11 protein-coding genes and 1 riboswitch are annotated in these 12,319 nt (G+C 54.7%); of the genes, 3 read left to right on the top strand and 8 right to left on the bottom strand.

Features of this window, described 5'->3' with window-relative positions:
• Positions 1-87 precede the first annotated feature (87 nt).
• From NP589_RS09835 to ubiH, 3 genes are read left to right on the top strand one after another with little or no spacing between them, the layout of a single operon-like run.
• Positions 88-357 (top strand): DUF4160 domain-containing protein, encoded by a 270-nt coding sequence (locus NP589_RS09835; RefSeq protein ID WP_256606827.1) that lies wholly within the window; start codon positions 88-90, stop codon positions 355-357.
• Positions 358-369: 12 nt separating this feature from the next.
• The gene (locus NP589_RS09830) at positions 370-606 is read left to right on the top strand and encodes a DUF2442 domain-containing protein (RefSeq protein ID WP_256606826.1); all 237 of its coding nucleotides are present in this window, start codon (positions 370-372) and stop codon (positions 604-606) included.
• Between the two features lie 5 nt (positions 607-611).
• Complete coding sequence (gene ubiH / locus NP589_RS09825) at positions 612-1,826, top strand: 2-octaprenyl-6-methoxyphenyl hydroxylase (protein WP_256606825.1); 1,215 nt, start codon at positions 612-614, stop codon at positions 1,824-1,826.
• Positions 1,827-1,992: 166 nt separating this feature from the next.
• On the opposite strand, the gene NP589_RS09820 is transcribed toward ubiH, so the two are convergent.
• The 8 genes from NP589_RS09820 to NP589_RS09785 form a co-directional block, all read right to left on the bottom strand.
• The gene (locus NP589_RS09820; protein ID WP_256606824.1) at positions 1,993-2,541 is read right to left on the bottom strand and encodes a hypothetical protein; all 549 of its coding nucleotides are present in this window, start codon (positions 2,539-2,541) and stop codon (positions 1,993-1,995) included.
• A gap of 144 nt (positions 2,542-2,685) precedes the next feature.
• Positions 2,686-3,270, bottom strand: a complete 585-nt coding sequence (locus NP589_RS09815; RefSeq protein WP_256606823.1) for a cohesin domain-containing protein — start codon at positions 3,268-3,270, stop codon at positions 2,686-2,688.
• Positions 3,271-3,384: 114 nt separating this feature from the next.
• Positions 3,385-5,175: a hypothetical protein gene (locus NP589_RS09810; RefSeq protein ID WP_256606822.1), complete on the bottom strand. Its 1,791-nt coding sequence runs from the start codon at positions 5,173-5,175 to the stop codon at positions 3,385-3,387.
• The gene (locus NP589_RS09805) at positions 5,175-6,164 is read right to left on the bottom strand and encodes a hypothetical protein (protein ID WP_256606821.1); all 990 of its coding nucleotides are present in this window, start codon (positions 6,162-6,164) and stop codon (positions 5,175-5,177) included. Before NP589_RS09805 ends, NP589_RS09810 begins: the two co-directional genes overlap by 1 nt.
• Positions 6,161-7,003 (bottom strand): hypothetical protein, encoded by an 843-nt coding sequence (locus NP589_RS09800; RefSeq protein WP_256606820.1) that lies wholly within the window; start codon positions 7,001-7,003, stop codon positions 6,161-6,163. The genes NP589_RS09805 and NP589_RS09800 overlap by 4 nt, the downstream gene beginning before the upstream one ends.
• A gap of 155 nt (positions 7,004-7,158) precedes the next feature.
• A complete protein-coding gene (locus NP589_RS09795) occupies positions 7,159-7,935 on the bottom strand; it encodes a hypothetical protein (RefSeq protein ID WP_256606819.1) in 777 nt (258 codons plus the stop codon).
• 72 nt (positions 7,936-8,007) lie between these two features.
• A riboswitch (cyclic di-GMP riboswitch) is annotated at positions 8,008-8,086 on the bottom strand.
• A gap of 286 nt (positions 8,087-8,372) precedes the next feature.
• Positions 8,373-10,904 (bottom strand): TonB-dependent siderophore receptor, encoded by a 2,532-nt coding sequence (locus NP589_RS09790; RefSeq protein ID WP_256606818.1) that lies wholly within the window; start codon positions 10,902-10,904, stop codon positions 8,373-8,375.
• Between the two features lie 249 nt (positions 10,905-11,153).
• Positions 11,154-12,179: a FecR family protein gene (locus NP589_RS09785; RefSeq protein ID WP_256606817.1), complete on the bottom strand. Its 1,026-nt coding sequence runs from the start codon at positions 12,177-12,179 to the stop codon at positions 11,154-11,156.
• Positions 12,180-12,319: the final 140 nt, after the last annotated feature.

Below are 12,319 nucleotides of genomic sequence, written 5' to 3'. Positions count from 1 at the left end.
ACGAGATCCTGACCAGCAACGTGCCAAAGTCGATAGAAGCCATCGAAGCGTTAATGCAATCGAGCTAGCAAGGCGGAGACATTCGATATGCCCACCATCAGTATGTTTTATGGCATCGTCATTTGTATGTATTTCTTCGACGATGAACGCCATAAACTTCCGCACATCCACGCCAAATATCAAGACTACAATGCTTCGTTCTCCATAGCCGACGGCGCATTACTTGGCGGCGACCTGCCGGTTGCCAAATCCAGGCTGGTACAGGCCTGGATTGAAATTCATCGGGAATCTTTGCTAGCCGATTGGAGCTTGGCGATCAATGGTGAAAAGCTCTTCCCTATCGATCCTTTACGCTAAAGGAAGGTCATTATGGAATCCGTGATTCAGGTACTACCTAAAGACAACTACAAGCTGGAACTTTGGTTCGATACCGGCGAACACCGCTTGTTCGACATGTCCCCTTATCTGAACAAAGGCGTTTTCATTAAACTTAAGGACCGCGCTTTATTCGATCAAGCCTATGTCGGACTGGGTACCGTGTGTTGGCCAGGTGACCTGGATGTCGCGCCGGAAACGCTTTATGACCGATCAATAGCACTAGGCTAAAACAGATGCAACACGATTTCGACCTGATCATTGTCGGCGCCGGCCTGGCCGGTAACTGTCTGGCCCTGGCGCTAAAAAACAGTGGCTTGAAGATCGCCTTGGTCGAAGCAAATAGCCGCGAACAACTGCGCCACTCGCCAGCTGGAGACCGTGCCTTGGCTTTGGCAGCCGGCACCGTGGAACTGCTCAACGACTTGGGCGCTTGGCGCGGCGTGGCCGATAAAGCCACCGCCATCAAACACATCCACGTCTCGGATCGCGGCCATTTTGGGAAAACCCGGCTGGCGGCTGAAGATCAGGGTGTGGAAGCCTTGGGTTATGTGATCGTCGCCCGCGACATCGAACAACACATGGCCGATCTGGTCGAAAAGACCGACACCGTTTGCCTGTATCAGACTCGGGTGGCCGGTTTAATGTCTGGCCGCGATGCAATTAACGTCAGCTTGAAACAGCATGACGGAAGTTCCTTGAACGTCAGCGCGCAATTGCTGGTCGGTGCGGACGGCGGTAATTCCACGGTACGCAAGCTGCTGGAAATACCGCAGCAAGTCACCGAATACGGGCAAACCGCGCTGGTGACCACCGTGCAATCGGCGCTGCCGCATCGCAATATCGCCTTCGAACGCTTTACCGAATTCGGTCCGCTGGCCTTGCTGCCGGTGGCGGGTAAACAATCGGCGGTGGTGTGGACGCGCACTCACGAACAAGCCGAAACCCTGATTAACGTCAGCGACCGCGAATTTCTTGCAGAGCTGCAAAACTGCTTCGGTTACCGCTTGGGCGAACTGAAACTGGCCGCACCGCGCCGGGCGTTTCCCTTGAGCCTGATCCGCGCCGAAAGCATGGTCTCCGGTCGCACCGTCATCATCGGCAACGCCGTGCACCAATTGCATCCGGTGGCCGGCCAAGGTTTTAACCTGGGTATACGCGATGTGGCCTTACTGGCGGAAATGCTGCTAGACCAACACGAGCAGCACGGCGATTTGGGCGACGCCCGCCTGCTGAAAAACTACAGCCGGCAACGTCAACAAGATCACGGCAAAACCATAGGCTTTACCAACAGCGTGGTGAAACTATTCTCCAACGACAATCTACCGCTAGCCGCCGTCCGCAACGCCGGCCTGACCTTGCTGGACCACCTGCCCTTCGCTAAACAACTACTGACGCGACATGCGATGGGTTTGGCGGGTCGCTTGCCTAAATTGGGTGATCGGGAATAACTCCAAATCAGCAAACGTAGGTCACATTGCCGCCTAAGGGGTTATGTGACATTTCAATAATAGCTTTTGGATAGGTCAGGGAACGCTACCGCGCACCCTGAACCACGGGGCTGATTGCATCACATACAGGGAATAAGCGGCTAGTGCTGTCCGATTGACTGGATTGTTAGAACGGGTTGCGCGCATAACCTACAAAAACAAGCGCTGAACCGATGACTACAATGAATGTGGCTATGAGCCTTGCTATCTTGTAGACCCGTTCGCCTTTCTTAACTCGCACCCATTCATTTTTTAGCAACGTTATCGAGTGCTTAATGATGTCTGCTTCAATGTCACAAATTTTTTGATTGGGTATTGGGAAAGTACGAAAAGTGACTTCAAGTTCACTTAATTGCAAAAGAATGGCTTTGCATTCAGGTTCTTCTGGATTGAGGCGTAGCCTTATTGTTGTAATCGCCTTGTTGATCTCAATAAAGTCGCCGTGTGATTTGATCCAGGCGTCGGAGGAATCTTTAATCTCTGTGGTTGATAAACCTTGCAACGACATCGCGTGAGTAATTACTGTAGATAATTCCAAACGAAGAGCATCAATCCAGGCCTGGCGAAAATCCGAGACCTTTTGCTCCTTGCTCACGATTAGACTAAGCAATGAAACGACACCTGCAATAGTTGCAGCGATTACAGCGCCGAGAGAGGATTCAGGTAGTCCGAGCATGTAAGTTCTAACAAGTAATTATAAAGTTTCCGTATATCATCCAAACACGTGCTTCGCAACAAGCCAGTATGAAGTTCAATCCAATCTAGGTTATTCACCGAATTGTCTCCCGGATTACGCTTCGCTTCATCTAGGCTAAATTGACTAACTCCTACGCCGCTTCAACACCACCAACAACCCACCAACCATCGGCCAAAACATCCCCGGCAACGGCACGGCGGCGACCGTGTTGACGGTGAGCGGCGCTGTATTTGCCGACAAGCCATCGCCACCGGCATCCGCCAAACTGTTAATCAAAAAATCAAGCTGACTGCTACCGCTGCTCAGCAAGTTGAAGCGGATAATCGCCAGCGTAAAGCTATTGGCTTGCAGGGCTTGTAAATCCGCCGCGTCGTCCAATGAGGACTCGAATAGGTTCAGCACACCGGGCGCAAGCAAATCGGCGGCAACACTGTTTCCACCCAAATTAAACACATCCAGTTCGTCGCCCAAAAACGGATCGCCGAAGGCCACGCTGGAGAACGCCAAGTGTGTTGGGTCGAACTGAATATTAAAATCATACGTTGCCAAAGCGTCGTCACCCAAGCCGGAGATGCTCAGGCCGATCTCGATGGCGTCGGCGGCTTGGTTAAGCGGCGCAAAATGTAAATCAATGGCAGCATCGGCAACGCCGCTGGCCGCGCATAAGGCAATGCCGGCAATGGCGGCTTTTAGTTGTTTAATCATCATTGTTAGTCCTATATTCGGCATTCTGGATTCCCGCGTGCGCGGGAATGACGGAACAATCTCGATTCGTAAGTCCGGCTGGAAAAGTCGACTACCGGCCGTTTGGGTCAAGCCCACTTAAACTGCGCAACGCGACCGCGTACACAGCAAAGTCAGCTTGCGCACATCCAACGCATTGATCACGCCGTTTTTATCCAGATCGCGCGGATCATTAACACCGGAAGCCGCCTTGTTGCGTGCCGCGACAACCACGTTCAAATCCAATTGATCGACATCCCGGTCGCCGTCCAGGTCGCCGGTTACCGAGATGTTCTCGCAGCTATCCGGCAGATTATTCAGGTTGGTATCGCCGCTGAGCCGGTTTTGAATATCCAGCACATCCGATTTGCCGTTGTTATTGCAATCCGGAAACACGTTCAGGTAATACACATCCTGTTCGCCGTTATAGGTGGCGGTGTAGGCGATGTGCGCGCCGTTGGCGTCCGAGACTAACTGAGTGTAATCGCCCATTTTGTCGCTTTGCCGCTCCTCGCCGTTCACCACGTTATACGGCAGATGAGTATTGAACACGGGTGTGACCGCCTGGTTTTTGCTCCAGGTCGCGCCGCCATCCCAGGAGTAGGCGTAGTAAAGTTGGGAATAGCGATACGGCGCACTGCCGCTGCCGTTGCGGGTGTCGTACCACACCGCGTCGATACGGGAGTTGGCCGCCACGCCTAGCATCGGAAACCATTGATATGCATTGGCACCGGGTGGGTCGTCATTCACGCGTACCGGTACCGACCAAGTGGCGCCGCCGTCGCTGCTCCGCACGAAATGAATATCCTGCGGATCGTCGCCCGTTTGCCAAGCGTAGGGCGTGACGTGTGCCATCAAGTAAATATTACCGCGCAATGGCCCGGCTGATTGGTCGGCGGCAATTTGCACATCGCCGTCGCCGCCCAGCGGATTGGGCAACTGCAAGCTCGGTGACAGGAACATCATGCTGTTGCCGCCCATATCGACCTTTTGCGCGCTAAAGGTGGGTGAAGCGGCGGGATCTTTGGCATCAATCGATTTCAGGAAATAATGGCCGCTACGCACGATTCCCAAAGCATTAACGGACAAAATCGTTTCATCGACACCAAACAAGTAAACCTCGCCGTCCGGACCGATAGCCAGCCGGCCGAAACCGAAGTTTGCCACCGGCAATGCCGTGTCCGGTTCCTGATAACTCAAGCCGCCGTCCGTGGAACGGATGAAATATTTGGGTACATAGTTGGGATCGGGGTTACTGTCGGCCGGCCGCCGCCAGGTACTGTAGATATGGCCGTCGCTAGGGCCGCCGGTTTTATCGATGACCAGCCAATTCTTGTCGCCTTTAAACTGATACACCGGCTCCGACCAAGTCACGCCGCCGTCGCTGGATTTAAACACCGACGTGCTATCCGATACCGCCAGAGACTGGTAATAAAAATTGCCCTGGGCATCGACCTCCAGCACCGGGTCGGTACGGGTTTGCTGCGGTAAGGCCGGCAGCATGCCGGTCGCCCAACTGGCACCGCCGTCGAAGCTATAGGCATAGCCGCCGTGTTTGACGGCCGTGGGCGGCGAATCGAACCTGCGCCAGCCCACGACGATATTGGCGGGATTCAGAGGATTCACGGCCAGCGTCGGTTCGTTGCCTTTATCGCCAACGATGTTTTGACCACCGGCATCGACGTTGACTTGATGGCTGTGATACCCGCTGAAGCTGATCACGGGGGAAAGTCCTGCCTGCACGGCTGTGTTCAATGTCAAACCGATGCCTAAGCCTGCCGCGATTTTTACCAGCCTGACCTTACGAAAAATGGGTGTGTGCCGTTCGCCAGGTACAGGGCGAACGGCAGTTAAGGGCCGAAGCAATCCTGCATTCTCACCTAGCTTCATCACGCGTTCCTGCTGTTAGAACGGCTATTCAGAAACAGCCCGGCCAAGCCGCTGGCAAACAGCCATACCGCTGTCGGCACCGGCACCGCTGCCGGCAGCTCTCCCGTCACCACCGTGGTTTGAAAGCTGAAGGTACCGATGCGGGTATCACGCAAACGCGCGGCGCCGGCGCCCAGATGATCGAAACCCCAACCAAAACCCAGATTGCCATTGAGGCTTAAAGTATCCCCGACTATTGCGGTGGTGACATCAAACAGCTCAAAGCCGCCGGCATCGAAACCGATATGATTGGTAATCACCCAACCCGAGCGGCCCGGCGTGGCGGCTTCTTTCGTGGGGTCGTATTCCAGAGTCATGTCGCCCAAATGCACTCTATTGTTTGGCGGATTGACGTCAACCCTAAAGCGCATCACGCCGCCCAGACCGATGCTACCGCTGGCGGTACCGAACAAATTGCCGGGTTCGAACTGGAAAGTGGTATTTCTGTTCTGGCGTCCGCCCGGGTTGGTTATTGCACCAGGACCGTTGACGCTAAATTGCAGCCCTGTCGCCGGAATTTCATCGGATACCAGATCGTATAAATCCGGTGTATTAGCATCCCGCAACTCAACAAAGGTTTTCGCTGCCGACGAGGCGTCGTAAAACTCTTCCAGGTAAAGAGAAGGTCGGCAGCAAATTTGAAATTCTGCGGTGGGCGTATCCGGATATAAGTCCTGATCGACACCGGCGATTAGCGCATCGCGGTTTAGATTAATGATCAGCGCGCCGCCGCTGACTGTCGCGGCGAGGACATGGCTGGACAGAAAAATACCGCAAACCGCTAGTATTAACCCGGCCCTAAAATTCCCTATAGCCGTCGTTTCCGCGAAAGCGGGAATCCACCGTGGCAACAGGGCTCCCGCCTGCGCGGGAGCGACGGTATTCAAGGGCCGGGTGAATAGTTTGACGGTAAAGAGCCATACAGACGATTGATGATTAATGATTTTCATAAACTCACTCTTGTTGAAAAATAGCGCTTACGAGCACTACCGATAAAAGCCAATAATCCGCTACCAAATAGCCAGACAGCTGCGGGCAGCGGCACCGCCGATACCTGTCCGCAACCGGCGTAGGCGCCGGTGCCCAAGCAGAAATTACCGACATCGATCAATTGCGGGCCTTGCAACATGCCGGCGTTTTCCGGAGACATTAATAAATCGCCGCTCAGCAGCCAGTTTTCGGCATTGGTAAAGTTCAGGCTTAGATTGTTTAGGTCGTACACAGCCATCGTGAAATAAATGTTATTGGCCAAGTACCAGCCGGTGCGGCCCAAGGTTTGCCGGTCGGCATCGTAACGCAGCGAAAAATCGCCGTTGACCAAGCCGGCCCCGCTGGGCGGCCAGTTCGGCGCATAAAATCCCTGCACGCCGGTCATGCCCACTTGTGTCCCGGCCACGCCGGCCAGCGTGATGGTATCGATGGCAAAATCGGCTGATGTGGCTTTGACGTAACGCTGGCTGGCTTGCGGACTGGGGTCGTTGCCGATAGCCGTCAGCTCGAACACCTGATTAAGTCCGGAAATCTCGGTGCTGTTGAGCTGGCTAAGCAAATGGTCGCCGGTATTGGCCGGATTGTCGGTAGCCGATGCCGCTGCGTCCCAGAAAGTCGACAGAAAATAACCGCCGGCGTAAGGCGCCAGCGCATTGCGGTCCAGGTTCATCGTAAACGTGCCGCCGGAAGGCGCATTCAATAGCGTGGCATCAGCGCTTGCTGAGGCCATTCCCAGGCCGATGGCCAGCATCGCCCGCACGGCCAAAGCGGGATAGCCGCAGTTTTTGTTGATCTTCATAAAATCCCTATCAGCGGATGGTCGGAATAAGCCCTCTCCCTGGCTGAATACGCAAGCGACAGCAGTCGGCGGCATGCGGGCAAGAAGAGGGATTTATTGCCGAAAGTCCGGGCCCGAAGCGAATCTTGGCGACCGCCCCAAGCCCACTTTGTGAGTTAAGCTGCGGCCAAGGCTTTTCTGCGACTTGCGCCCAGCAAGCCCAGCAGACCGCTGCCGAACATCCAGACTGCCGCAGGCACCGGCACAGCGGACGGCGCCAGACTAAAGGTACCGACCACGGCATTGGTATTGGCGCCAACCAAGCCGGCCCACAAACCGGTCCATTGCAAATCGCCGCTCAGCAGCAATTCGCCATTGCCGTTTACCGACTCGGCGACGTTGGTCAGTTTCAAGAAATTTTGAGTGCCAAAACCGGTATCGAAGGTTTTTATATTCCAGATGCCGGCAGTTTTTACCAGGCTAAAGTCGTAAGGGGTCAAAATGCCGCTGCCGCCGGGACTGGTTAATAACCAGGCGCCGCTCAGACCGATTTGACCGACCGAGGTATTGCCGGCATCCATCGTAGTGGCTTGTTCGGTACGGCCATAGGGACCGGAAGCCGGATAGTTGTTGGTAGCGGTATTGGCGTTAACCACAAATGACATTGGCGTGCTGGCAGTTGCCGACAGCGCAGTACCGCCCGTGGTTGCACCGGTGATGCCGAGTAAATTATCGCTGGCACCCCAATGTTTCGCGACAATCCAGCCATTCGGATACCCGGCGCCGACATTGACAGATGCCGCCGCAAAAGCAGCATTGTTGATGGTGATGGTCGCATCGCCGCTGACTTGCGCGGCGCTGGCTGTGGCGGGAGCCAAAACGGCGGTTAGTGCGCTGAAGGCCAGCAGGCCGGCGGTCGCCAGTTGAGAACGGTTGTAGTGCAAGATTGTCATTTTTTATTCCTTAATAAATTACGGTTAAAGTTAATCTTCAAATCGCCAACCTTAACTAACGGTATGCAGCTTGAAGGTAACCCGGCTGTCTTAATCTCCAAGACCCGTGGCTTTCCGGCTCCGTCTCGCGGCGGATGTGGCATGTTTGTCGCACTCCCTACGACATCACTCTAAGTCCCTGAGTGAGGTGCTCCTGAAAAACTCCTGCGGTAAATAGATAAGGACGACATCAGTACTCCTGATTAGTAAGCTGCTTCAGCTAATTCAAAGGCACGTCGCGTAAGTCGTCATTTCGGCAGGGATTGCCGAAATGACGACTGCATGGATAGCTCGAAGCTCGCCGTCCATGGCACTGGATGCCCGCTCTTGTGCCCTTTGGGTATCCCAGCGAGCATGACGGATTTTTTTGGTTTAGCTGACGCATCTTGCTAATTAGGTCAGTACTTGATCGAAACACTGACGAATCCGGCTCGGCCGGGCGCGGGCGCAACCCGGCCCTCGAAATAGCCGTAGGGCTGAAAATAATCCTCATCGCTAAGATTCTTGACCGTGGCCGCCCATGTAAAACGCCCGGTTTCGTAAGCCAGCGCTGCGTCAAAGCTGTGATAAGCAGCGGTTTTGAAGCGATTGTTGTTGGACACATAAGCCCCGGCACGGGCATATACGCCAAAGCCCACGCTAAAGCCTTGCAGCGCATCCTGCTGAAAACGGTAATGCACCCAGAGCCGCCCGGCATCGTCCGGGACTTGGGCTAAGCGATTGCCGGCATCCACCCCGGCCTTGTCATCCATGAACCGGGCGTCGGTGTGGGCATAGTTCGCTAACAGATTCAAACCTTCGAACGGCTGCCAAAGCAGATCGAGTTCAACGCCGCGCGAACGCTGCTGGCCGGCGGCGACCGAACGCCGCTGAAAATCGCTGCTGTCGGTGACCGCGACCTGGCTGCGCTCGATTTGATACAGTGCCAATTGGCCGCTGAATTGGTTCGCAACATTGAATTTCAGGCCGGTTTCCAGATGGTTGGATAATTCCGGGGCCGGCGTATCGACAAAATTCACAAAGGGTTGGCCGCGCATGCCCGCGCTGTAGGAAACAAACCAGGACACTTCGTCGTTCAGATCAATCACGCCGCCAAGACGCGGCAACCATTTCAGCGTATCGGTTTTAACGTGTACCCCCGTTTGCGCATTATTGAAATCGATGTCGACCTTGCCCAGCCTGAGACCGGACAGCACATGAAAATGCCGGTACAGCGTGCTTTGCCACTGCAGGTAAGCACCGTAAGTGATGTTTTCGATGAACTGATTTTCCAGGCCAGGCCCCGGCACGCCATACGGGGTGTCAAATACAGGTGCCTGCAAATTCAATGTACCCACGCCCAAACCCGAGGGTCCGAAGTCGCCTTCGATAAACCCGGCATCGCGCAAACGGCTGTAATCCGCCCCAAATAACAAATTGTTTTCGCTGGGACCAAGCTTGAACTTGCCCTGCAAATTGCCCAGCAAGCTACGTTCATGCTGTTGTTGAAACAATTCGGCATTGACCAAGGCCCAGCTCGATGTTGGCGACAAGGGCCGATCCGCGCTCAGGCCGTCGCTACCGAACAGCGTCTGAATTTTCTCGTCAAACTTGGCGTGCGCATAGCGCGCCTTCAGGTTTAAGCGCCAGCTCCGGTTGATTTGCCTGTCCAGTGCAGCCCACACCGCATCGGCATCCGAATGGCTATCGGGCAGATTGGCCGGCCCCAAGAACAGATCAGGGCGGATACGAAAAGCCCCGGCAATGCTGCCGGTGACGGGCAAGCCCTGATACTCCGGTTGCTGCCAGCGTGACAGCTTGGCTTGGAGGGTCAAACGGGTTTTGTCGTTATCGGTCAGCGTCAGGGCCGGATTGATATTAAAACGCTGAGTTTCGATCATGTCGATGTTATCTCTGGCGTTGGTGTATTCGCCGGTAATGCGCGTCAGAACATGATCGTTTAACGGTTGATTGATATCAAAAAATGGCTGATAAAAGCTATCACTACCGATTCTAAAACCGGCTTGGCCGAAGTATTTGGCCTGTGGCAATTTGGAAAGCAGATTCACCACCCCGCCCACCGGTGAGCCCGAACCGCCGCTGTAAAGCAAGGCGTTGGAGCCTTTCAGCACCTCGATTTTATCGATATTAACCGTGCTTTCCCGGTCGCCGGGGTTGTAGTATTGAGTAAAGCCGTCTATCAGTTGTTCGGAGCGGAAGCCGCGAATCAATGTGCCTTCGATAACCGGACTGTAGAGCACATTGCGCGGCACTACGCCGCTGACATTGATCAATGATTCACTGACGTTGATAGCTTGCTGGTCGTCGAGCAAAGTACGTTTCAGCGCATGCACCGACTGCGGGATTTGCTTGATCGGCGTGTCCGTTCTGGTAGCGCTGACAATTTGACTAACGGCATAGGTCCGCACATCTGCAAGCATGGACTCGGCGCCGATTTCCGTGCCGGCTTCCCCGGTTTTTGAGCCCACTACGGTCATGGCATCCAAGGTAACCGGCGGCGTATTGGTCGACGCAGCTTGCTCCAAGCTGCGTTCCAAAGTCACCGTGTCGGTATCGATAAAACGATGAGCAAAGCCGCTGTCATGCAACAAGCGAGTCAATGCCTGCTCCGCCGACATGTCACCTTGCAGGTCCGGGCTGACGATCTCACGCAACATGTCCGCTGAAAAAATCAACTCCAACTCAGCTTGTGCGGCAAATTGAATCAGCGCGTTGTTTAAAGACTGACCGGGAATATTGAAGTGGCGGACCGATTCCGCAGCAACCGCCTGGCTGCTGCTCAATTGCCCGCCAGCCGCCGCCAACCAGATCAATACCCAGGTATCGACGCCGACGCGGTTGCCGTTCAGCGCGTAGCAAAGGTATATGGCCGGCCGATGCCATGCGCCGACTGCAAGCTGATAGCGAAAATCGTTAATCCGTGCTTTCAAGATCCGTCCTGTCCGAAAAATAATGTTTCTCAACATAGAAGTCGTTTCAGCACAAAAATCGATCACAAAAAATTTAACTATTTTCGAAATGAGGGAATCGATACGGACGGCTTGAGCTTATGCGTTCGAGCTTTCGACCCGCTGGAATACACAAATTAAAGCGGCATCGTCGTTCCCGTCTGTGCGGGAGCGACGATGTTCATGGGCTGGGTTGACGAAATATGCACGAAGGTTTGCCGCGCCAAAATATCAGCGATGCAATAACACCCACCAGGGACCGATACGGGTTTCTTGCAAGGCCAGTGCTTTGCGCACCGAAGAAAGGGCCTCGTCAGGCGTATCCAGAGAAAACACCCCGGTCACCCGCAAATTTTTAAGCGCAGCATCGGCCAGAAATATCCGTCCGAAGCGATAGCGCTCCAACTCGCTTATCAATTCTGCTAAAGGTCTATCGTTGATCACCAGCCGATGTTGCTGCCAAGCGGACTGTTCCGCCCCCACGGCCTGCGGATGCGGCAAGGGCAATCCGGGCTTATAGCTCAAGCTTTGCCCCTGGGCGACGGTAATGTCACTCTCTCGATCCGCAGTGCGGACCGCTACGGCATGCTCCTGAACGGTCACCTCGGTATGCTCTGCTGCGGTTTTATACACTTCAAACACAGTACCCAAAGCACGGACCGTTAAGCCGTCGGCTACCACCTCGAAAGGCCGCCGGCTATCCTTTGCCACCGTAAATCGCACCTGGCCATGGTGCAACACGATCCGCCTGGCCTCGGCGCTGAACGCTACGGAAACCGCGCTATTGGTATTCATCAGCAAACAACTACCGTCGCTGAGTTGAATCTCGCGAATTTCACCGGTTTGCGTGCGGTAGTCACTTAAATAATCGCTAAGCAAGCGCGCTTGTTGGGGCATGATTAGCCCAATCGCCAACAGGCACATCGCCGCCATGGCAAACCCGGCAGCGAACCAGGGCCGACGTGGATTGGGTTTGGCTGGCTTGATTTTAGCCGCGCCGAAAGTCGCCGGTGCGGCTTGCCTAAACACCGGTTGTTTTGCTTCCGCTTCTCTGGACAGACTGCCGGCCACCACCATGTCTCTGAACAAATTCTCTGCCTCGGTAAATGCCTCGGCATGTAAAGGGTCGCGGTTCAGCCAATCGGCGAACGCTTCGAGTTCCGCATCGCTCAAACTGTCGTCGCGCAGACAAACCAGCCAGGCGATGGCCTGATCTTGCAGACTCGTGTGAATGGATTTGTCGGACGGCGCTGGCATGCGATCTCCAATTGAGCAGGGGTGATATTGATAAAGACGTGCGAGGTACGAAAGCGATCATAACAAGACGGGCTTTGCAAACAAGCGGCGGGGGTTAACGACATGGGTGTGGGACGGGCTGAAGAAAAATAAGGCAGGCG

It is taken from the genome of Methylomonas rosea, from assembly GCF_024505055.1.
Classification (GTDB): Bacteria; Pseudomonadota; Gammaproteobacteria; order Methylococcales; family Methylomonadaceae; genus Methylomonas; species Methylomonas rosea.
Note: the sequence above shows the minus strand (reverse complement) of the source record. Positions and strands in the feature narration are given on the sequence as shown.